Below are 21,727 nucleotides of genomic sequence, written 5' to 3'. Positions count from 1 at the left end.
GCCGTCACCGGTTGCCGAGGTTCCATTCCCGCACTGCGGCGGCGACCTTCTCGATTCCGTCGACCGTGCGGATGGACGGGTTCATGTCGGCGCCGTTGACCACGATGTAACGCTTGTTCTGTACAGCGGACAGTCGCTGTGTGACCGGATTCGACTCGAGGAACGCGATCTTGCTGTCGAGGGCGTCACCGTCGATGCTGCGGCGACTCAGATCCCCGAGCACCAGTGCGGTCGGGTCCCGGTCCAGAACCGACTCCCAGCTGACCTGCGGCCACTCGTTGGTGGTGTCGTCGAAGACGTTCTTCGCCCCGACGGAATTCGTGATGATGCCCGACGAGCCACAGCAGCCCGCCACATACGGCGTGTTGATATCGGCGAACCAGAACGCCAGCGACACCTCCGACGCATCGACCTCACCAGCAGCGTTCTCGTATCGCTGCTCGAGTTCCGCGACGAACTCCTCACCGCGCTCCCGCACGTCGAAAATAGCTGCGAGATCGCGGATCTCCCTGTAGACCGAGTCCATCGTGAGCGGTTCGGTCCGGTTGCCGTCGGCGTTGACACTCTCGTCGTTCTTACCTTCGCAGTCGGTGGGCGACAGGTACGACGGCACCCCGAGCCGGTCGAACTGATCCCGGTCGGCGACACCGCCCTCGCCCAGCGTGCCGCCGAACGACGCCGACACGAAGTCGGGTTCGGTATCGAGGACCACTTCGAACGACGGTTTGTTGTCGGCGAGACGCGGAACGGTCTCGTTCGCGGCTGCGAGGTTGTCGCGCACCGGGTCCGTCCACGTCGCGGTGCCGACGATCCGATCGGCGAGTCCGAGCGACAACAGGATCTCCGTGGAGCCCTGGTTGAGCGAGACGGCCCGCTGCGGGGGCGCATCGATCGTGACGGAATAACCGCAATTGTCGATCGTCAGTGGATAGTTCGTCGCGGACGACGAGACGTCGACGTCCTGTTCGGCGGCTCGCTCGGTGTCGTTCGTCGAACAGCCTGCGACCGCGAGGGTCGCGGCGACGACTGCGATGCCTGTGCGCAGCATCGGGTGCCGCCCCTGCCGGGCGGTGAATATCGAGTTGTTCATGTCCATCCTCGTGGTGTCACTTCGGTCGGCGCAGGTGTCCTGGCTCCCGGATCGACGCTCTCCCCCGGCCTTCCAACCGTGATGGGTCGTGGCCGTACGAGTGGGGGATCGCTCCTCGGTGACAGTTGCGGGACAGCCCCGGATTCGCACCGGTGTTCCCTACGTCGTATCGAAGCGTACAAGACCGTCGCGAACATGGACATAGCAGCGGGTGGGCGGACAGGCTCACGTCAGGCGGGACGGTGGTGGAGTCACGCCCTGGACCGACGTGGTGAACGGTCACCGGGGGCGCGGCGAAGCAGATACGTATCCATTACCCAGCCTCGCGCGACCTTCGCCCGTGCCCGCGCCTTCTCGATCTCGGGAAGTACGTCGGAGAGGCGTCCGGCCACGAGTTCTTCGTCGGTCGTTCCCAGCTGTGCGCCCCACCAGATATCCCACACGCCGGGTAATTCCGAGCACGCGAGCTGCCCGTCGAGCATGACCACGATGTTCTCCGCTCCTCCGGCCACCTCCTCGGCGAGCCGCCGGCCCGTCGTGATGGTGATCGGGCCTCCGATCACGTTGAGCACCAGCCTGTGCCGTGCCGCGAGCATTTGCACACTGCTGACTCCCGGGATCACGTCGTAGTCGATGTCGAGCAGTCCACGAGTGCGAATGCGTTCGACGACACGGATAGTGCTGTCGTACAGGCTCGGATCTCCCCACACGAGGAGCCCGACGGTCTCGCCGTCGAGAACCTGTTCGAGGAGAGCGATCTCGTAGGCTTCGGCGCGTGCGGCGTGCCAGTCGCGCACCTCGGCGCCGTATGCTTCGGGGGTCCGGTCGCGTGGCGGATCGGGCACCGCGATGACGCGGTAGTCCCCCGTGCTGTGACGCCGGCAGATCTCTTGCCGCACAGCGACGAGATCACCGGTACCGGCACGTCCGGCTTCGGCTTCCTTGTCGGCGACGAGGAACACGTCGACGCTGTTCAACGCGTGCACGGCGGCCACGGTCAGGTCGTCGGGGCCACCCGGGCCGATACCGATGAGCCGCAGCCGCCGAACCGTCACCCGCGGTCCTCGAGATCGCCTTCTGCGTCGAGGTAGGCCTGCTGCAGCGCCTGCACGGTGTCGGGATCCGGCTCGGCCCACAGACCACGGTCGGCGGCCTCGGTGAGTCGCTCGACGATCCCGCGCAACGCCCACGGGTTCGCCTCGCGGAGGAATTGCTGATTCTCGGGATCGAGAGCGTATGTCTGCGCGAGGGTTTCGTACATCCAGTCGGCGACGACACCGGCCGTGGCGTCGTACCCGTAGAGGTAGTCGACGGTGGCCGCGAGTTCGAACGCGCCCTTGTAACCGTGCCGGCGCATCGCGGCGAGCCAGCGCGGGTTCACGACCCGCGCCCGGAACACGCGCGCGGTCTCCTCCGTCAACGACCGGGTGCGGACCGCGTCGGGGGTCGTGGAGTCCCCGATGTACGCCTTCGGATCGCCACCGGTGAGCGCGCGCACGGTCGCGATCATGCCGCCGTGGTACTGGAAGTAGTCGTCGGAGTCGGCGATGTCGTGCTCGCGGGTGTCGGTGTTCTTCGCCGCCACAGCGATACGTCGATAGTTGGCGTGCATCTCGTCGGCTGCGGGCTCGCCGTGCAGGCCACGCCCGTACGCGAACCCTCCCCATGCCGTGTACACCTCGGCGAGATCCGCGTCGGTCCGCCAGTTGCCGGTGTCGATGAGTTGCAGGATGCCCGCCCCGTAGGAGCCGGGCTTGGAACCGAAGATCCGCCGCACCGCGCGGTCCGCGTCCCCGTGTTCCGCCTCGTCCCGCTGCGCGTGAGCGCGAACGTAGTTCCGGTCGGCGGGTTCGTCGAGTGCCGCAACCATGCGGACCGCGTCGTCGAGCATTCCGATGACATGCGGAAACGCGTCGCGGAAGAAGCCGGAGATGCGGACGGTGACGTCGATGCGTGGCCGGCCGAGCTCCTCGAGCGGCACTACGGTCAGCTCTCGGACCCGGCGCGATTCGGGGTCCCATTCGGGACGCACGCCGATCAGCGCGAGGACCTCGGCCACGTCGTCCCCCGCGGTGCGCATCGCGGACGTTCCCCACACCGAGAGCCCCACCGACCGCGGATACTCGCCGACATCGGCCAGGTATCGCTCGATCAGGGCATTCGCGAGGGCCACGCCGGTGTCGTAGGCGAGTCGGCTCGGGACCGCCTTGGGATCGACGGTGTAGAAGTTGCGGCCGGTGGGCAGCACGTTGACCAGGCCCCGCAACGGCGATCCGGAGGGCCCGGCGGGGATGTAGCCGCCGTCGAGAGCATGCAGCACCGCATCGAGTTCGTCGGTGGTCCGCGCCAGGCGGGGCACCACTTGCTCAGCAGCGAACTCCAGCACTCGTGCGACCTCATGGTCGGCACGCCCGAGTACGGATTCGACTGTGGCTGCGCCAGATCCGCAAGTCCAGCCGCAGTCTTCCATTGCACGGACAAGCGCACGGGCCTGGGACTCGACCGCGTCGACCTCGGTGAGCGGCGCGTCGGGCTTCAAACCCAATGCGGTGCGAAGCCCGGGCACCGCGTGCGATTTCCCTCCCCACACCTGGGCTGCACGCAGGATGGACAGCACCAGGTTCACGCGCGCGTCCCCCTCGGGGGCACCACCGAGCACGTGCAGGCCGTCGCGGATCTGCGCATCCTTCACCTCGCACAGCCAGCCGTCGACGTGCAGCAGGAAGTCGTCGAACTCCGCGTCGTGCGGGCGATCGTCCAGGCCGAGGTCGTGGTCGAGTTTCGCGGCCTGGATCAACGTCCAGATCTGCGCGCGGATCGCCGGGAGCTTGGCCGGGTCCATCGCCGCGATGTTCGAGTACTCGTCGAGCAACTGCTCCAAACGCGCGATGTCGCCGTAGGATTCGGCGCGCGCCATCGGCGGAATCAAGTGATCGATGATCGTCGCGTGCGCGCGCCGCTTGGCCTGCGCGCCCTCGCCCGGATCGTTGACGAGGAACGGGTAGATGAGCGGCATGTTGCCGATCGCGGCGTCCGTCGCACACGACGCGGACAGGCCCGCGTTCTTGCCGGGCAGCCACTCCATCGAGCCGTGCTTACCGAGATGCACGACTGCGTCGGCGCGGAAACCGTTCTCCACCCACCGGTACGCGGCGAGATAGTGGTGTGACGGCGCCATATCGGGATCGTGATAGATCGCGACGGGGTTCTCACCGAAACCGCGGGGCGGCTGGATCATCAGCACCACATTGCCGGCCTGCAACGTCGCGAGGATTACGGACTTGTCGTCGCCGTCACCGTCGACGAACAAGGAGCCGGGGGCCTCGCCCCAGGTTTCCGTCATCGCATCGGTCAGTTCCGCGGGCAGATTCTTCGTCCACTCGCGGTACTGAGCGGTGGTGACGCGCACAGGGTTACCGGACAAGTGCTCCGCGGTGAGCCATTCCTCGTCTTGTCCCCCCGCATCGATGAGCGCGTGGATCAGGGCGTTTCCGGCTTCTGCGTCGTCGTCGAGATCCATGCCCGGAAAGCCGTCGCCCAGGTCGTAACCCTGTTCACGCATGGTCCGCAGGAGCCGGATCGCCGATACCGGGGTGTCCAGGCCCACGGCGTTGCCGACCCGGGAGTGTTTCGTCGGATATGCCGACAGCATGAGGGCGATCCGGCGCTGCTGTGGCGGGACACGCCGTAACCGGGTATGTGCCACCGCGATACCCGCGACCCTACGGCAACGTTCGGGGTCGGTGACATAACGCGGCAGTCCGTCGGCATCGAGTTCCTTGAACGAGAACGGCACCGTGATGATGCGCCCGTCGAATTCGGGAACTGCGATCTGAGTGGCCGAATCCAGCGGGGACACACCGTCGTCGGAGTCGGCCCAGCTGTCGCGGCTCCAAGTCAGGCACAGCGCCTGGAGGATCGGGATGTCGAGTGCGGCCAGCGCCGCTACGTCCCACGCCTCGTCCTCGCCACCGGCGCTCACTGTCGCGGGTTTGGTGCCACCCGCGGCGAGGACCGTGACGACCAGGGCATCGAGGGTGCCGAGTTCGCGCAGAAGATCATCCGGGGCACCGCGCAACGACGCACAGTGGATTGCGACGCCGCGCGCCTTGCCGGTCGCGTCGATCGCATCGGCGAGATCGTGTGCGAATTGGACGTTTCCGCTGGTGTGGTGCGCGCGGTAGAACAACACGCCGACTCGCGGGAGCGCCGCGTCAGGGGTTGCGGGACGGTCGAGAATGCCCCATTCGGGCAGCTCGAGCGGGGGTTCGAAACCTTCACCGCCGAGAAGCACCGTGTCGGACAGGAACGCGTGCAGTTGAGCGAGGTTCGCCGGACCGCCGTAGGCGAGATAGCGGTGGGCCTCTGCGGCGGTACCGATCGGCACCGTCGACCAACCCATCAGCTCCGCGTCGGGGGTCTGCTCGCCACCGAGGACGATGACGGGAACCCCGTGGGCGAGAACCAGGTCCAGTCCCGCCTGCCAGGAGCGGGCAGATCCGAGGATTCGGACGATCACCAGGTCTGTTCCGGCCAGCAGCGCAGGCAGCGCTCGGGGATCCCCGCCGGTCAGGTCGAGCCGGGACGGGTTGCCTACCACCCAATCGACGCCGCTCGAACGCGCCGACAGCAGGTCGGTGTCCGACGTCGACAACAGCGCGAGCCGCGTCACAACGCAACCCGAAGCAGCACAACAGAAGCCATGTTCAGTCTCCAAAACCCTCGTGGACCTCGCGTGCCGTGGCCGGTCTCCTGGCTGACGGATCGACGCTGCTCGGCCGACCTTCCCGGAGCTGGCTCCAGTGGTCTCCGCACCGGCGGACCGGTACGGACGAGGGCGAACAACTACCCGCTCACAGTGGCGAGGGCCGCGTCGGTTTTTCACCGACTTCCCGAGCACCACGGCAAACCGAGAGTAGCGCACGGTTTTCTCCGCGTGTGCAACCATGTGCGCTCATGGCCGACCTTCCTCCCGAAACCTTCGCACCGGATCGGTGCCCCGGGGTGCTGCGTCCGCATCTCGCAGCCGACGGTGCGCTGGTGCGACTGCGTTCGCCGGGCGGCCGGGTGCCGGACGGTGGTGTGCACCGGTTGTCGGCCGCGGCCGGGCAGTTCGCGGACGGCGACCTTCACCTCACCTCGCGCGGAAACGTGCAGATCAGAGGCATTTCTATCGACGAAAACGGGGCCGTTCCGGAAGGACTCGTGCAGGCGGTCTCCGGTGCCGGGTTCCTGCCGTCGGCGTCCCACGAACGCGTGCGGAACATCGTCGCGTCGCCGCTGTCCGGACGGTTCGGCGGGCTCGCCGACATCCGGCCGCTCATCGGTGCGCTCGACGAGGCACTGTGCCGGGAACCTGCGCTCACCGACCTGCCCGGCAGGTTCCTGTTCGGCCTCGACGACGGCCGCGGCGATGTTGCGGCGCTACGGTGCGACCTCGCCGCGGTCGCGGTCGATGCCCGCAGCGCACGGCTCACCGTCGGAGATCTGTCCGGTCCGACCCTGCCGCTGCCGGACGTCGTCGACGCCATGATCGAGACGGCACTGCGGTTCGTCGAGGTACGGGCGACGCGGTGGCACGTGCGGCAACTTCCCGGGGCCGGACGCGAAATCGGCGGCGGTTCAACCGCTCCCCCGGCACCGCCTGCCGCGATGCCGTACGGCGTCCTCGGTACCGCGGTGTCGGTGCTTGTTCCGCTGGGGATACTCACCCCGCCGATGGTCGCCGCGCTGCCGGCCCGAGGCGTGATCGTCACACCGTGGCGTGGACTCGTCCTCCCCGGTGACAGCGATCCGGCCGACCTGGCCGCCGTCGGGTTCGTGCTCGACGACGATTCGCCGTGGAGACGGGTCACCGCGTGCACGGGGGCACCCGGGTGTAACCTCGCCGGTGGAAACACCCGAGCACTCGCACACCGCGTCGCTGCGTCACCCCTCCCGGATCGCGCTGTGCATGTCGTCGGCTGCGAACGCTCCTGCGGCGCACCGCACTCCCCTCACTCCCTCGTCTTCGCCTGCAGTCCGACGTAACAGGAGCCAGCCGTGATCGAATCCCCACCACCCCGTCGGTACGAGTACGAAACCGACGGTGCCGCAATCTACGTACGTTCGTTCGCGACGATCCGGGCCGAGTCCGATCTCGCCGCGATTCCCGCGGACGCGGAGAAGGTCGCGGTACGGATGATCCACGCGAGTGGGCAGACCGATCTCGCCCGAGATCTGGTGATCCATCCCGATCTGGTCTCGGCAGCCCGTCGGGCACTCGACGCCGGGGCGCCTGTTCTCACCGACGCGAACATGGTTGCCTCCGGTGTCACCCGCACCCGCCTGCCCGCCGACAACGAGGTGCTGTGCCTGTTGCGTGATCCGCGGGTTCCGGGTCTCGCCGAACGCTGGGGTACCACTCGGTCTGCGGCGGCGGTGTCACTGTGGGCCGACCGGCTCGACGGCGCCGTCGTCGCGATCGGCAACGCTCCCACCGCCCTCTTCCACCTGCTGGAGATGCTCGATGCCGGCGCGCCCCGACCCGCCGCAATCGTCGGGGTGCCGGTCGGTTTCATCGGTGCCGCCGAATCCAAGGACGCGCTGATCGAACACGGTCTGCAGATCCCGCACCTGGTGGTTCGGGGACGACGCGGCGGCTCGGCGATGGCATCGTCCGCACTCAACGCACTGGCTCAGGAAGCGGAATGACCTCTACAGCGGACACTCCCGGAAGAATCTTCGGCGTAGGCCTGGGCCCCGGCGATCCCGAACTCATCACCCGCAAGGCTGCGCGACTGATCGGCGACGCCGACGTGGTCGCCTACTACTCGGGAACACACGGCCGGTCGATTGCGCGTGCGATTGCGGCCGACCTCATCCCGGACGGTGCGCTCGAGGAACGTCTGGTGTACCCGGTGACGACCGGCACCGTCGACCACCCGGGCGGATACGACGGCGCGATCGCCGACTTCTACGACGAGTCGGCGGCCCGATTGGCCGTGCACCTCGATGCGGGCCGGACCGTGGTGGTGCTGTGCGAGGGCGACCCGTTGTTCTACGGCTCCTACATGTACCTCCACGATCGACTCGCGACCCGCTACGACGCCGAGGTGGTGCCGGGAGTGACATCGTTCTCCGCAGCGGCGGCCGCGGCGGCGGAACCGCTGGTGCGACGTACCGATGTCCTGACGATTCTGCCGGGAACGCTGCCGGAACCGGAACTGGCACGTCGGCTCGCCGACACCGACGGCGCCGTGATCATGAAGCTGGGCCGCACCTTTCCCGCAGTCCGCAACGCGCTCGCGCAGTCGGGTCGGCTCGCCGACGCCGTATACGTCGAGCGCGCGTCGATGGACGGTCAGCGGATCGCACCTGTTACCGATGTCGATCCGGCCGACGTGCCGTACTTCTCGGTGATCCTGGCACCCGGCGACCGGGCGCCCCGAAACGTCGGCATCGCGGACCGGTCCCGTCCGGCAATCGACACGAGACCGGAACCTGTGTGCGCCCACGAGGTTCTGGTGATCGGTTTGGGTCCCGCCGGCGAGAAGTGGCTGACACCGGAAGCGTCCGATGCGCTCGCGTCCGTGGACCACGTCGTCGGATACGGGCCGTACGTGGACCGGGTACCGGTTCGTGCAGGCCTGCAACGGCATTCGACCGGAAATACTGTGGAGATCGATCGCGCCCGGTTCGCTCTCGATCTCGCGCTGGCCGGAGAGAAGGTTGCCGTGGTCTCCGGTGGCGACGCCGGGATCTTCGGCATGGCGTCGGCAGTGTTCGAGGCCGCTCGCGACGACAAATACGACTCCGTACCGATCCGGGTACTTCCCGGTGTATCCGCGGTGCAGGCGGTCGCGGCCCGCGCCGGTGCACCGATCGGAGCGGATTTCGCGGTGATGAGCCTGTCCGACCGGCTCAAGCCGTGGGAGGTGATCGAACGCCGTCTGGTCGCTGTCGCCGAAGCCGACCTCGTGCTGGGTATATACAACCCGGCGTCTCGCTCACGCACGACGCAGGTCGCCGACGCCAAGGCCGTACTGCTGCGGCACCGCCCGGGCGACACTGTCGTCGTGGTGGGACGCGACGTGGGCCGCTCGGGAGAATCGCTCGATGTCACCACGCTCGAGAAGCTCGATCCGGCGAGCATCGACATGAAGTGCCTGCTCATCATCGGTGCTGCGGGAACCACGGTGACGGCAGCCGGGGCGGTGTGGACCGCACGATCGGTTCGGTGACGACCGCTACACGTGGCGAGGGCGCGCCGGGTCGTAGAGATGCGAGCACGCCACGTCGGACTGCTCCCGGACACCGAGCGCCCTACCCACGAGAATCACCGCGGTGTGCTTCAACCCGGCCTGCTCGACCCGGTCCGCGATGTCCGCGAGCGTGCCGCGGAGCACCAACTCGTCGGGGCGTGACGCGAAGGCCACGACAGCAGCCGGGCAGTCGGTTCCGTACTCCGCACCCAGCTCCTCCGCGAGAACCCGCACCCTGGTGATCGCCAGGTGCAGAACCAGACTGGCGCGCAGACCCGCGACACGGGCGAGGGTCTCGGTGTCGGGCATCGCGGTCGACCGCGCCTGCGTACGGGTGAGCACGACGGTCTGCGCCAGTTCCGGCACCGTGAGTTCAACACCGAGGGTGGCCGCTGCCGCCGCATACGCGGGCACGCCCGGAGTGACGTCCCACGGCACTCCGGCCGCGTCGAGCCGCCGGGTCTGCTCGGTGAGCGCCGAGTACAGCGACGGGTCGCCCGAACACAACCGCACCGCGTCGAGGCCGCGGCGGTGTGCATCGACGAGATGCTCGGTGATTCGATCGAGGTCCAGGTGCTGGGTGTCCACGAGTTCGGCATCGTCGGCGCAGTGCGCGAGGATCTCGTCGTCGAGGTAGGTACCCGCGTACAACACCACCGGCGCGTGCCGCAGCAGCTCGGCCGCACGCAGCGTCAGCAGGTCGGCCGCACCGGGCCCGGATCCTACGAAATGGACGGTCATTTTCCACCTTTCACAATGGACCACTGCACCACCGGGCGCAGTGCTTGCCACCCGGTGAATGTTCCTATAGGCGCGGCCTGTTCGACCGACAACCGGGTCAGCTCACCGCCGTACGTCTTCCACCACTCCACGAGCACGGCCTCCGTCTCGAGGGTCACGGAGTGAGCCACGAGACGACCACCCTCGCGCAGCGCATTCCAGCACGCGTCGAGCACTCCGGCTCGACTACCACCGCCACCGACGAAGATCGCGTCCGGCGTCTCGAGTCCCGACAACGCCTCCGGTGCCCCACCGAGCAGTACACGCACCGAGGTCGGTACCCCGAGCCGGGAGGCGTTGCGCTCGACCGTCTTCGCGCGGGAGGGGTTCCGCTCGAGCGCGATCGTCCGGCAACTCGGATCGGTGCGCGCCCATTCGATTCCCACCGATCCGGCACCGGCTCCGACGTCCCACAACAACTGTCCGGGTTTCGGCGCGAGCGCGCAGACCGCTGCGACCCGGATGGGTCGTTTGCTGAGCTGACCGTCGTGTTCGAAACACTCGTCGGGAAGCCCAGGGATCGTCGAGTTGCCCTCGGCTCCCGCACATTCGATGCACAGAAGACTCAGATCACCGCCCGGCACACCGACGAACTCCCGCGCCGTGCCCGCCCGGCGCGACTCGTCGGCCTCGCTACCGAGATTCGACAGGATCGTCACCCGTGCGGCACCGAATCCTTCGTCGACGAGCAGTCGCGCAACCACATCGAGGCTCGATGCATCCGAGGTCAGCACGATCAGCCGTCGATCACGAGACAGGTACCGGCGCAACGTGTCGACGTTCCGGCCGACGAGAGTGACGGTCTCGCAATCCTCCGCAACCCATCCCATCCGGGCACGGGCCAGTGCGACCGACGACACCGCCGGAATCACGTGCACCGCGTCGCGGCCGAGCCTCCGGATCAACGTCGATCCGATTCCGGACACCAGCGGATCACCCGACGCGAGCGCAACGATCGACCGCCCGGCATAGCGGGCGAGCACGTCGTCGAGACCCGCGAGCAGCGGGGACGGCCACGGCTCGCGGATCGCGCCGGAGACCGGCACCGACGCAAGATGCCGACGTCCGCCGAGCAGGACGTCGGCGCCCAGAACGTGTGCCCGCGCGGCCGGCACGACGCCGGCCCAGCCGTCGGCGCCGATGCCGACCACGGTGATCGAAGAACCCATGGCGGTGAACCATAGTGCAGGGCGGTGTGGATACACTCGGCCACGGCAAGACAATCGAAGGTGCCCCTCACGGGGATAATCGGGAAGCCGGTGAGAATCCGGCACAGGCCCGCTGCGGTGACCCGGGAGTCGTCGATCATGCGCGTACGCGCAGCCACTGGACCATCGGTCCGGGAAGGCGATCGCACGATGTCCGACCGGGAAGTCCGAATACCGGCCTTCGATTCAGCTGCCGAAGAGTACGTCCCAGCGGGAGCCTGTGGAGGGTCGAGTAGTGCACGTGTATCCGTTCAGCGCCGTCGTCGGTTCAGACGATCTGGCGCTCGCCCTGACGCTGTGCGCAGTGTCGCCGGAGATCGGCGGCGTGCTCGTGCGCGGCGAGAAGGGCACCGCGAAATCGACGATGGTCCGGGCGCAGGCCGCACTGTTGCCGCCGGTAGGCGAGGTCGAGGGCTGCCGCTTCGCGTGTGATCCCCGGTCGGTCGACCCAGCCTGCCCCGACGGACCGCACCCGACGGACGCGCCCGTACGGCGTCGTCCGGCGCGCCTCGTCGAACTGCCGGTGGGCGCCACCGAGGACCGGGTGACCGGTTCGCTGCACCTGCAGAAAGCGTTGTCGGCGGGCACTGCGGAATACGAACCCGGCCTCCTCGCGCTCGCGCATCGCGGCGTGCTGTACGTCGACGAAGTGAACCTCCTGCACGACCATCTCGTCGATCTGCTGCTCGATGCCGCTGCGATGGGGCGTTCCACAGTCGAACGCGACGGGGTGTCCGTCACCCATGCCGCACGATTCGTGCTGGTCGGCACCATGAATCCCGAGGAAGGCGAACTGCGACCGCAGCTACTGGACCGGTTCGGCCTGACGGTCGACGTGGCGGCGCCACGTGATCCGCAGTTGCGTGCCGAGATCATCCGCCGTCGCCTGTCATTCGACGCCGACCCCGCCGCATTCACCGCGCAGTGGGCCGATGCCGAAGCCGCGCTTTCCGAGCGCATCGTCGATGCGCGCCACAGGATGCCGCAGGTTCAGCTCGGTGATGCTGCGCTGGTCGCGATCGCGGAGGTGTGCGCTGCGTTCGACGTCGACGGCATGCGTGCCGATCTGGTGACCGCGAAAACTGCCGTGGCGCACGCAGCCTGGGAAGGCCGCAGTGAGGTGACCCGCGAGGACATCGCGGTCGCGGCGAAACTCGCGCTGCCGCACCGCCGCCGCCGCACTCCCTTCGACTCGCCGGGGATGGACGAGGATCTGCTCGACGAACTACTCGGCAACACCGCGCCCGACGAAGATCCCGACGGCGGTCCCGACGATGGCGGACCCGACGGTCGCGGACCCGACGGTCGCGGACCCGACGGTGGCGGCGCACCCGATCCGTCCGGTCCGGCGGGCGGCGACGCGGATACTGCATCCTCCGAAGCAGATTCCGCGGCCCCCGAGACGAAGTCGGAGCGGAAGTCCGCCCCCGCACCCACCGCGGTGTCCGCCCCCGGCGATCCGTACCGCACCCGGCTGTTCACCGCGAACGGCACCGGGCGCGGCGCGCCGGGCCGGCGTTCACGGGCACGCACCACCACCGGGCGCACGGTCGGTGAGCATCGCGGCGATTCCGGCCCGATCCATCTCCCCGCGACTATCCGCGCGAATGCCCGCTCCCGTTCGGGCGGGCAGGAAGCCGGGCCGGGCGGGCTTCGGGAACTGCGACGCAAGGTGATCGAGGGTCGCGAGGCAAACCTGGTGCTCCTGTGCGTCGACGCCTCCGGGTCGATGGCCGCGAAACAGCGTATGACCCAGGTGAAGACCGCGATCCTGTCGTTGCTGCTCGACGCGTACCGCCGCCGCGACACCGTCGGCCTGGTCACCTTCCGGGGGTCCGCCGCGAGTCTCGCTCTCCCTCCCACGAGTTCGGTGGACGTGGCCGCCGCACGCCTTCGCGACCTTCCCGCCGGCGGACGCACACCGCTCGCGGAGGGGTTGATCGAATCCGCCGAGACCGTTCGGCGGCACCGGTTGCGCGACCCGGATCGGCGCGCGTTGCTCGTCGTCGTCACCGACGGTCGCGCCACGTCCGGCGAGAATGCCGTGAACAGGTCCCTCGCGGCGGCAGATGTGATTGCAGCACAGAGAATCTCCGCGGTAGTCGTCGACTCCGAAACGGGCCGGTTCCGCATGGGACTGGCGGGGCGGCTCGCCGAGCGACTCGGAGCCGAATACGTGCATGTCGGCGATGTGCACGCCGACGCACTCACCGGAATCGTTCGAGGAAGGGCCGCCTGATGCCGAAGGGACAACCCGACATCGTGCCCGACGACGGGCTCACCACCCGCCAACGGCGCAACCGTCCACTGCTCATGGTCAACACCGGTGACGGCAAAGGGAAGTCGACGGCTGCATTCGGGCTTGCCCTGCGCGGCTGGAACCAGGGCTGGTCGGTCGCGGTGTTCCAGTTCGTCAAGTCCGCCAAGTGGCGACTCGGTGAGCAGACCGCGTTCGAAACCCTCGGCGAATTGCACACCGAGCGTGGCACGGGCGGTCCGATCGAATGGCACAAGATGGGCTCGGGCTGGTCGTGGTCGCGCAAGGAGGGCAGCGACGAGGACCATGCCGCCGATGCACTCGCAGGGTGGCGCGAGATCCAGCGACGTCTGGCCGCGGAGCAGCACGGATTGTATGTGCTCGACGAGTTCACCTATCCGATCAACTGGGGCTGGATCGACCTCGACGAGGTCGTCGATACCCTCTCCCACCGCACCGGGCACCAGCACGTCATGATCACGGGACGTCGCGCCGACCCGAAACTGCTCGACATCGCCGACCTCGTCACGGAGATGACGAAGATCAAGCACCCCATGGACGCGGGCCAGAAGGGCCAGCGGGGAATCGAGTGGTGAGAGCAAACCAGTGGTAGCCCTTCCCCGCCTCGTCGTCGCCGCGCCGGCCTCCGGGCACGGTAAGACCACCGTGTCCGCAGGGCTGATGGCCGCCCTGCGGCGCACCGGAATGGTGGTCTCGGGACACAAGATCGGCCCCGACTACATCGACCCCGGCTACCACGCACTGGCGACGGGACGTCCCGGCCGCAACCTCGATCCGCATCTCGTCGGCGAAGATCTCGTGGCACCGCTGCTCCTGCACGGTGCTGCAGGCGCCGACATCGCGGTGGTCGAGGGCGTCATGGGGTTGTACGACGGAATGCTCGGCACCGACGGTTTCGCGTCGACCTCACACGTCGCGTCGTTGCTGACCGCGCCGGTGATCCTCGTCGTCGACGTGTCGCACGCATCGCGGTCGATCGCGGCGATCGTGCACGGCATGGCGTCGTACGACCGCGGGACCCGCATCGCGGGGGTGATCTTGAACAAGGCCGGCTCCCAGCGTCATTCGGACGAGGTGATCGCGGCGCTGGAGCCCACCGGCATCCCGGTGCTCGGGGTACTGCACCGCGACGACGGAATCTCGGCTCCCTCCCGGCACCTGGGCCTGATCCCCGCCGACGAGCGCGCGGAGGCGGCCGGGCAACTCGATCGGCTCGCCGACCGGATCGCGGAATACATCGACCTTGCCGAACTCGTGCGGATCGCGCGGACGGCACCGGATGTGCACGGCCGGTCGTGGGAGCCCGGCGAGTCGGTGTCCAGCGGCACGTCGGTGTCCCACGGCGAGGCCGGTCCGGTCGTCGCGATTGCGGGGGGCCGCGCCTTCACCTTCCGCTACACCGAAACCGAAGAACTGCTGCGGGCCGCCGGATGCCGCACCGTCACCTTCGATCCCTTGCGCGACGAGAAGCTTCCGGACGGCACCACCGGAATCTATCTGGGTGGCGGATTCCCGGAGGTCCACGCCGCGGATCTCTCCGCGAATGCGCCTCTGCGTGACCATCTCCTGTCTGCGATCACCGCCGGTGTACCGACCGTCGCCGAATGCGCCGGTCTGCTGTACTTGTGCCGCGACGTCGACGGCGCCGAGATGGTCGGTGCGCTCGATGCGTCCGCGCGGATGACCTCCCGACTGACCCTGGGCTACCGCACCGCGATCGCCACGACCGACAGCCTGCTGGCCACCGCCGGCACCCGCGTCACCGGACACGAGTTCCATCGCACCGTCGTCGAGCCCGGCACTGCCCCCGGCTGGTTGCTCAACGGGCGGCCCGACGGTGTCGCGACTGCCACGCTGCACGCCTCCTACCTGCACACCCACTGGGCGGGTCACCCGCAACTCGCGCAGCGGTTCGCCGAGGCTGCTCGCGTCGCGACACCTGTGCCGGCACCGCCGCCGCGACCTCGCCTGCGCGCCCCCGACCTGCACCACCACGGCGATCGCGAAGCAACCCCGGGACTTGTCGACCTCGCCGTCAACGTCTCGACACGGCCTCGTCCCGCGTGGCTGGACGATGCACTGCGCGCGTCCCTCGAGGATCTGGACCGCTACCCGGACCCGGGGGCCGCCCGGTCCGCGCTCGCCGACCGGCACGGCCGAACCGTCGACGAGGTACTGCCCACCGCGGGCGGTGCCGAAGCCTTCACTCTCATCGCACGTGCACGGACATGGCGTGCCCCGGTGGTCGTGCATCCGCAGTTCACCGAGCCGGAGGCGGCCCTCGCCGCGGCCGGGCACGACGTGCGGCGGGTGATCCTGCGCGCCGGCGACGGCTTCGTCCTCGATCCCCGTGCCGTGCCCGACGATGCGGATCTCGTCGTGGTCGGCAACCCCACGAACCCGACGTCGGTACTGCACCCCGCCGGGACGTTGCGGGCACTGCTCCGGCCGGGACGTGTCGTGGTGGTCGACGAAGCTTTCATGGACGCTGTTGCCGGAGAGCCAGAGTCGCTTGTGGGCGAGCGGGATTCCGGTTTGCTGGTGATCCGTTCGCTGACGAAAACCTGGGCGATTCCCGGCATCCGGGCGGGGTATGTCGTCGGAGCCTCCGACGTGATCGCGGATCTCGCGGCGCAGCAACCTCCGTGGTCGGTGTCGACCCCTGCCGCGGCGGCGATGATCGCGTGCGCGTCGGCACGCGCCACGTCGGAGGCCGAGACGATCGCGCGGGAGGTCGCCGCCGACCGAGCCGCACTCGTCGAGGCGCTGGGCGACGCGGGCCTGACGGTGTCCGGCGCTCCCGCCGGGCCGTTCGTGCTGGTACCCGTGCCCACCGATACTCGGGAGCAGTTGCGCGCGAGGGGCTTCGCCGTGCGTCGCGGCGACACATTCCCCGGGCTCGGCGAGCAGTGGGTGCGGATCGCCGTACGCGACCGCGCCACCACCGCCGCACTGCTCGATGCGTGGAGATCGATCCGATGAGGGCAGCAGGGCTGGTGCTGGGGTACCTCGCCGACCAGGTTTTCGGTGATCCGCGGCGGTGGCATCCCGTGAGCGGGTTCGGAAAAGTCGCGCGGTCGGTCGAACGCACAATGTATGCCGACAACCGCAGCGCCGGAGTCGCATTCACGATGGTGCTCGTCGGCTCCACCGGGCTACTGGGCTGGACGGCCGACCGGGTGACCCGCTCGCGCCCTCTGCTCAACACCGCGGTCGTCGCCGTCGCCACATGGGTGGTGCTCGGGGGCCGATCCCTCGGTGCCGAGGCGGGCGCCCTGGACGACCAGTTGAGCCGCGGCGACCTCGCCGCGGCACGGGTGCAGGTCACGCATCTCGTCGGCCGCGACCCCTCCCAGCTCGACGCTGACGACATCGCCCGCGCGACAATCGAATCCGTCGCCGAGAACACCTCGGACGCCGTCGTGGCACCGCTCGTGTGGGGAGCGGTTCTCGGTCCGGCCGGGCTGCTCGGCTATCGCGCCGCGAATACGCTGGACGCCCGGGTCGGGCACCGCACTCCCCGCCTGGAACGATTCGGGTGGGCATCGGCGCGGTTCGACGATGTACTCAACCTCGTCCCGGCTCGGCTGACCGCACTGCTGGCCGCGGCGCTGGGCGGGCGTCCCGTCGCGGCACTCCGAGCATGGCGGCGCGACGCGCACAAGCATCCGAGTCCGAACGCGGGTCCCGTCGAGGCGGCTTTTGCCGGGGCGCTCGGAATCACGCTCGGGGGAGCGAACGTCTATCACGGGGTCGTCGAGGATCGCGGGACCCTGGGCGACGGCCCGGCACCCGCCCCGGCGGATATCGCGAGAACCGCGCGTCTCGCAGCACGGGTAGGTGCGGGAGCACTCGTCTCGACCGTTGCACCGGCCGTCGCCGTGCGGGTCGCGGTGTGCAGACGTCGTTGACGGTCGCGGCCGGAACTCGTCCCACGGGACGTTCCGGGCAGCGGCATTGCGCAGCGGTGCACGCCACGGCAACAGGCCCACGCACCCGACGCGAGCCACGCCGCGGAAGGGAAGAAAAGTCCGGGAACTCAGATCCGAGAGACCGGCGGTTCGAGGACCCAAGCGACCGCGTCGCCCACGGTCGCCACGGTGCGCACGCCGGGCGGCCCCACGGGCCGGTTCACCATGATCACCCGCACGCCGAGGTCAGCAGCTGCGTCGAGCTTCGCTCGCGTGAGATCGCCCCCGGAATCCTTGGTGACCAGCGTATCCACGTCGTATTCCCGCATCAGCGTGCGTTCACTGTCGAAGGTGTACGGGCCGCGAGCGTGCACCACTGTCCAGTCGGGAGGGAACTCGCCGTCGAGCGGGTCGACGATCCGCACCACCACCCGGTGCTTCCCGAGCGGTTCGACGAAACGATCGAGCGTCTGACGGCCCGTAGTCAGAAAGACACCGGATCCACCGGCCGCGACTCGAGCGGCCTCGTCGTGGCAGGCCACCCGGATCCATCCACCGGTGTCGTCGGTCCATCCAGGACGCTGCAAGCGCACCAACGGGATTCTCGCGGCGCGGCAGGCTTCGGCCGCGTTGGCGCTGATACCCTCCGCGAAAGGATGGGTCGCGTCGACGACCGCGTCGACACCGTGGGTGCGCAGGTACGCTTCGAGCCCGGAGGCCCCGCCGAACCCGCCGATACGCACTGCTCCGGCAGGCAGGCGTGGGTTGCGCACTCGCCCGGCGAGCGAGGACACGACATCGACTCCGTTGTCGCACAACAGCTGTGCGAGTGCACGGGCCTCGCCGGTGCCACCGAGGACAAGCACCGTCATGCCAATGCTCCCGTCAAGGTCGGCAGCGTGGGGCGGTCCCTCATCATCGAGAGCAGCCCATCGACGTCGATGTGCTCGTCGATCATGTCGGCGAGGACGTCGAGCCGCGCCTCGCGTTGTGCGGCGAAATTCACTGCGCCCGTGTGCACCTCGCGGCCTGCCGCGGCGGCAACCTCGTGTAACCACGCCGCGCGCAGTGCGTCGCCCTCCAGGGTGCCGTGCCACATGGTGCCGAACACGTTGCCTCGCCGGGCACCACCGAGGAACTCGTCGTCGCCACCGGCACAGATGCGTCCGTGATGGATCTCGTAGCCCGTCGCCTCTGCTCCGAGCGCCGAGCCGGCCGGTAGCCGCAGCACTTTACGGCGGCCGAATTCCGTTCTCACAGCGAGTAGTCCGAGCCCTCGGGCCCGCGCACCCGGCGTTCCTTCGATGCCGTGGGGGTCGACGATGTCATGGCCGAGCATCTGGAATCCCCCACAGATGCCCAGAACCGAGCCGCCCCGCTGTGCATGGTCGACGATGGCCCTGTCGAGGCCACGCGCACGCAGCCAGGCAAGGTCTGCGAGTGTCGCGCGAGTACCGGGCACGATCACGACATCCGCGCCCGCGAGCGTGCGCGGATCGTCGACGAACCGCACTCGTACATCCGGTTCGAGGCACAAGGCGTCGACATCGGTGAAATTACTGATGCGCGGCAACATCACGACAGCGATGGTGAGCGCACCGTCGCCGGGGTGGCTCGGACGCGATGTCAATGCGAGGGAATCCTCGGAGTCCAGCCACAGATCGCGCTGCCACGGCAGCACCCCGAGCACCGGCCGTCCGGTCAGCGCCGACAACGAGTCCAGGCCCGGTTTCAGCAGAGCGGCATCGCCGCGGAACTTGTTGATCACGAAGCCGCGTACCAGCTGCTGATCGGCGGCATCGAGGAGCGCGAGCGTGCCGTACATCGACGCGAAGACCCCACCGCGGTCGATGTCACCGACGAGAATCGTCGGAAGTGAGCCGTGTTGCGCCAGACCCATATTGACGTAATCGTGCGCACGGAGATTTATCTCGGCGGCACTGCCCGCACCCTCGCACACGACCACGTCGAACCTGGCGCGGAGGTCGTCCAGTGCCGAGAATGCCGCGTCGGCGAGGTATTGACGGCCACCAGCGAATTCACCGGCTTCGAGAGTCCCCGCCGGTTGTCCCAGCACCACTACGTGGCTGCGACGGTCGCTGCCGGGTTTGAGGAGTACCGGATTCATGGCCGGTTCCGGAGTCGCGCGGGCGGCGATCGCCTGAACCCATTGCGCGCGGCCGATTTCGGCACCCGCACCGGTGTCGGGATCGATCGTCACCATGGAGTTGTTGGACATGTTCTGCGCTTTGTACGGCGCGACCGTCAGACCGCGCCGCGACAGTGCCCGGCAGATCCCGGCGGTGACCACCGACTTTCCGGCGTCCGAGGTGGTCCCGGCGACCAGCAGGCCGTACGCCGTGCTCACCACGCCGTGACCACGAGGCGGCGCGGCGCGCGCTCGGTCAGGAACGTGAAAACCCGTCCGAGTGCCGTCCGGAACGTGACCACGATGATCGCGGCGACCGCACGAGAACGCGAGTTCAACATGTCACCCGGGCATGGGTAAGAACAACCACGGCAACCTCCTGGGATTTCGCGTCCCATCCGAAAGCCATGCGCCGAGGGAGTTTTCTGGCTTCCGAAAGAGGTAATGCTCTCGGTTACAGTGGCGCGACCGCTCCGGTATCCCACCGGATTGCCTACACCTCGGCACATGCGTACCGGGGTACCTTGGCATCACCGACACATCCTGTCAAGAGTGCGCGAGAATGGCTCTCGTGCCCCGCCTGTTTCTGATCTCCCATGCGTCCACCGAGGCTCAACGCGTCGTTGCCTTTCCCAGCGACGAGCCCGTCTCCGACCGAGGACGACGGGAACTGACGAGGGCAACTGCGCCGGTCACCGACCGCGCACTCACTGCGCCGGAACTACGGACAATCGAAACGGCGGCAGCACTGGGCCTGTCCGCAGCCGTGGAACCACTACTACGCGACCTGGATTTCGGGCGGTGGACCGGCAGGACGATGGAAGAGGTCCCGGAATCGGGTCTCGCTGTATGGCTCGGCGATCCGGAATCCGCCCCGCACGGAGGAGAGTCCATCCACGACCTGATCGTGCGTGCGGGCACCTGGCTCACGTCACTGATGGATTCGCCGGAACGCATCGTCGCGGTGACGCACGCCGCTGTGGTGCGGGCAGCGACGCTGTGCGCGCTCGGTGCGCCCGCGTCGGCGTTCTGGCGCGTCGATGTCCGTCCCCTCGCTGTAACCCGCCTCGACGGGAGGGACGGTCGCTGGAACCTGCGGTTGGGATGAATCGCTACCAGGTCACGTCCTGCTCACAGCGCCGGCCGTCGACCGTTCCCTCGACCTGCACGGTCGCGTGCTCGAGGCCGTGCGACGACAAGGTGGTGCGCGCCGAATCGAGGATCCACTGGGGATCGTGGTCGCTCACGAGGTGCACAGTCGCGACGTCCATGCCGGTGGTCAGCGTCCAGACATGCAGGTCGTGCACTCCGCACACCCCCGGCAGCGCCGCGAGATCCAGGCGCAGCGCCTCGACATCGAGGTGGGCGGGCGAGGCCTGGGTGAGGATCCGCAGCGATGCCGCCGCGAGACGCAACGCGCGAGGGATCACCCACAGGGAAATCAGGACGCCGACGACGACGTCGGCGAGGGTCCACCCGAACACGAGTACCAGACCTCCCGCGACGAGAACGCCGACGCTGCCGACCGTATCGGCGAGCACCTCCGTGTAGGCGCCGCGCACGGCGAGGCTGTCCTCGACATCGGTGCGCAGCATCGCCATCACGACGAGGTTCGCGATAAGACCTGCCAGCGCGGTGAGGATCATCGGCAGTCCCGGCACTTCGGGCGAGTCGCCGATACGGCCGATCGCCTCGTAGAAGACCCAGCCCGCAACGCCGAGCAGCAGGACGGCGTTGACCATCGCGGTGAGTACCTCGGCACGGTGCCACCCGAAGGTGCGGGCCGCAGCGGCGCTCCCCCGGCGCGCGAGCACCAGCGCGACCAGCCCCATCGCGACACCGACGACGTCGGTGAGCATGTGCCCCGCATCGGCGAGCAGTGCGAGCGACCCGATCCACAGTCCGACACCGGCCTCGAGCACGAGGAAGGCCAGCAGGATGCCGAGTGCGATCGCCATCCGCTTGATGATCGTCGGAGACGGCCCTGCGCTGCCGCCGTGTCCGTGGCCTACGCCGTGTGAATGTCCGTGCCCGGAGCCCATGGCCCTCCTTCCAGGGTCCCGGCCAT

17 protein-coding genes and 4 riboswitches are annotated in these 21,727 nt (G+C 68.5%); of the genes, 8 read left to right on the top strand and 9 right to left on the bottom strand.

The genetic code is table 11. The features are described from left to right. Window positions 1-4: 4 nt before the first annotated feature. From HF877_RS00745 to cobN, 3 genes are all read right to left on the bottom strand, one after another. The gene (locus HF877_RS00745; protein ID WP_169619584.1) at window positions 5-1,048 is read right to left on the bottom strand and encodes an ABC transporter substrate-binding protein; all 1,044 of its coding nucleotides are present in this window, start codon (window positions 1,046-1,048) and stop codon (window positions 5-7) included. A 53-nt stretch (window positions 1,049-1,101) separates the two neighbouring features. Then, a riboswitch (cobalamin riboswitch) is annotated at window positions 1,102-1,289 on the bottom strand. 52 nt (window positions 1,290-1,341) lie between these two features. Beyond that, complete coding sequence (cobF, locus tag HF877_RS00740; protein ID WP_169619082.1) at window positions 1,342-2,145, bottom strand: precorrin-6A synthase (deacetylating); 804 nt, start codon at window positions 2,143-2,145, stop codon at window positions 1,342-1,344. Further along, window positions 2,142-5,762 (bottom strand): cobaltochelatase subunit CobN, encoded by a 3,621-nt coding sequence (cobN, locus tag HF877_RS00735; RefSeq protein WP_169619080.1) that lies wholly within the window; start codon window positions 5,760-5,762, stop codon window positions 2,142-2,144. The genes cobF and cobN overlap by 4 nt, the downstream gene beginning before the upstream one ends. 52 nt (window positions 5,763-5,814) lie before the next feature. Further along, a riboswitch (cobalamin riboswitch) is annotated at window positions 5,815-6,019 on the bottom strand. A 27-nt stretch (window positions 6,020-6,046) separates the two neighbouring features. Here cobN and HF877_RS00730 point away from each other — a divergent pair. The 3 genes from HF877_RS00730 to HF877_RS00720 are packed head-to-tail and all read left to right on the top strand — an operon-like array spanning window position 6,047 to window position 9,312. Then, window positions 6,047-7,120 carry a cobalamin biosynthesis protein CobG gene (locus HF877_RS00730; RefSeq protein WP_169619078.1) on the top strand — a complete coding sequence of 358 codons (1,074 nt, stop codon included), beginning with the start codon at window positions 6,047-6,049 and terminating at the stop codon, window positions 7,118-7,120. Window positions 7,121-7,132: 12 nt separating this feature from the next. Next, complete coding sequence (locus HF877_RS00725) at window positions 7,133-7,783, top strand: precorrin-8X methylmutase (protein ID WP_169619076.1); 651 nt, start codon at window positions 7,133-7,135, stop codon at window positions 7,781-7,783. After that, on the top strand, window positions 7,780-9,312 hold the full coding sequence (locus HF877_RS00720; RefSeq protein ID WP_169619074.1) for a precorrin-2 C(20)-methyltransferase: 1,533 nt from the start codon (window positions 7,780-7,782) through the stop codon (window positions 9,310-9,312). The genes HF877_RS00725 and HF877_RS00720 overlap by 4 nt, the downstream gene beginning before the upstream one ends. A 6-nt stretch (window positions 9,313-9,318) precedes the next feature. On the opposite strand, the gene HF877_RS00715 is transcribed toward HF877_RS00720, so the two are convergent. After that, a complete protein-coding gene (locus HF877_RS00715; RefSeq protein WP_169619072.1) occupies window positions 9,319-10,074 on the bottom strand; it encodes an SAM-dependent methyltransferase in 756 nt (251 codons plus the stop codon). Then, the gene (gene cbiE, locus HF877_RS00710) at window positions 10,071-11,282 is read right to left on the bottom strand and encodes a precorrin-6y C5,15-methyltransferase (decarboxylating) subunit CbiE (RefSeq protein ID WP_169619070.1); all 1,212 of its coding nucleotides are present in this window, start codon (window positions 11,280-11,282) and stop codon (window positions 10,071-10,073) included. Before cbiE ends, HF877_RS00715 begins: the two co-directional genes overlap by 4 nt. 41 nt (window positions 11,283-11,323) lie before the next feature. Further along, window positions 11,324-11,519, top strand: a riboswitch (cobalamin riboswitch). A 37-nt stretch (window positions 11,520-11,556) separates the two neighbouring features. On the opposite strand from cbiE, the gene HF877_RS00705 reads away from it, so the two are divergent. From HF877_RS00705 to HF877_RS00690, 4 genes are read left to right on the top strand one after another with little or no spacing between them, the layout of a single operon-like run. Further along, window positions 11,557-13,560: a magnesium chelatase subunit D family protein gene (locus HF877_RS00705; protein WP_169619068.1), complete on the top strand. Its 2,004-nt coding sequence runs from the start codon at window positions 11,557-11,559 to the stop codon at window positions 13,558-13,560. After that, window positions 13,560-14,174, top strand: coding sequence for a cob(I)yrinic acid a,c-diamide adenosyltransferase (cobO, locus tag HF877_RS00700; RefSeq protein ID WP_169619066.1), 615 nt, complete (start codon window positions 13,560-13,562; stop codon window positions 14,172-14,174). The genes HF877_RS00705 and cobO overlap by 1 nt, the downstream gene beginning before the upstream one ends. Window positions 14,175-14,184: 10 nt before the next feature. Continuing rightward, entirely contained in the window at window positions 14,185-16,581 is a 2,397-nt protein-coding gene (locus HF877_RS21585; RefSeq protein ID WP_169619064.1) for a cobyrinate a,c-diamide synthase, read from the top strand. Continuing rightward, the gene (locus tag HF877_RS00690; protein WP_169619062.1) at window positions 16,578-17,510 is read left to right on the top strand and encodes a cobalamin biosynthesis protein; all 933 of its coding nucleotides are present in this window, start codon (window positions 16,578-16,580) and stop codon (window positions 17,508-17,510) included. Before HF877_RS21585 ends, HF877_RS00690 begins: the two co-directional genes overlap by 4 nt. Before the next feature lie 128 nt (window positions 17,511-17,638). Here the strand turns inward: HF877_RS00690 and HF877_RS00685 are convergent, their stop codons facing one another. The 3 genes from HF877_RS00685 to HF877_RS21470 are packed head-to-tail and all read right to left on the bottom strand — an operon-like array spanning window position 17,639 to window position 20,000. Beyond that, on the bottom strand, window positions 17,639-18,382 hold the full coding sequence (locus HF877_RS00685; RefSeq protein ID WP_169619060.1) for a cobalt-precorrin-6A reductase: 744 nt from the start codon (window positions 18,380-18,382) through the stop codon (window positions 17,639-17,641). Continuing rightward, window positions 18,379-19,878 (bottom strand): cobyric acid synthase, encoded by a 1,500-nt coding sequence (locus tag HF877_RS00680; protein ID WP_169619582.1) that lies wholly within the window; start codon window positions 19,876-19,878, stop codon window positions 18,379-18,381. Before HF877_RS00680 ends, HF877_RS00685 begins: the two co-directional genes overlap by 4 nt. Beyond that, window positions 19,875-20,000 (bottom strand): hypothetical protein, encoded by a 126-nt coding sequence (locus HF877_RS21470; protein ID WP_277350426.1) that lies wholly within the window; start codon window positions 19,998-20,000, stop codon window positions 19,875-19,877. Before HF877_RS21470 ends, HF877_RS00680 begins: the two co-directional genes overlap by 4 nt. A gap of 56 nt (window positions 20,001-20,056) precedes the next feature. Next, a riboswitch (cobalamin riboswitch) is annotated at window positions 20,057-20,202 on the bottom strand. Between the two features lie 19 nt (window positions 20,203-20,221). On the opposite strand from HF877_RS21470, the gene HF877_RS00675 reads away from it, so the two are divergent. Beyond that, window positions 20,222-20,767, top strand: a complete 546-nt coding sequence (locus HF877_RS00675) for a histidine phosphatase family protein (RefSeq protein ID WP_169619058.1) — start codon at window positions 20,222-20,224, stop codon at window positions 20,765-20,767. A 4-nt stretch (window positions 20,768-20,771) separates the two neighbouring features. Here HF877_RS00675 and HF877_RS00670 read toward each other — a convergent pair whose 3' ends face one another. Further along, window positions 20,772-21,701: a cation diffusion facilitator family transporter gene (locus HF877_RS00670; protein ID WP_169619056.1), complete on the bottom strand. Its 930-nt coding sequence runs from the start codon at window positions 21,699-21,701 to the stop codon at window positions 20,772-20,774. Window positions 21,702-21,727: the final 26 nt, after the last annotated feature.

This window comes from Rhodococcus sp. BL-253-APC-6A1W, from assembly GCF_012843405.1.
In the GTDB taxonomy this organism is placed as follows: Bacteria; Actinomycetota; Actinomycetes; order Mycobacteriales; family Mycobacteriaceae; genus Rhodococcus.
The sequence above is the reverse complement of the archived record's forward strand: the minus strand, read 5'-3'. Positions and strand labels throughout refer to the sequence as shown.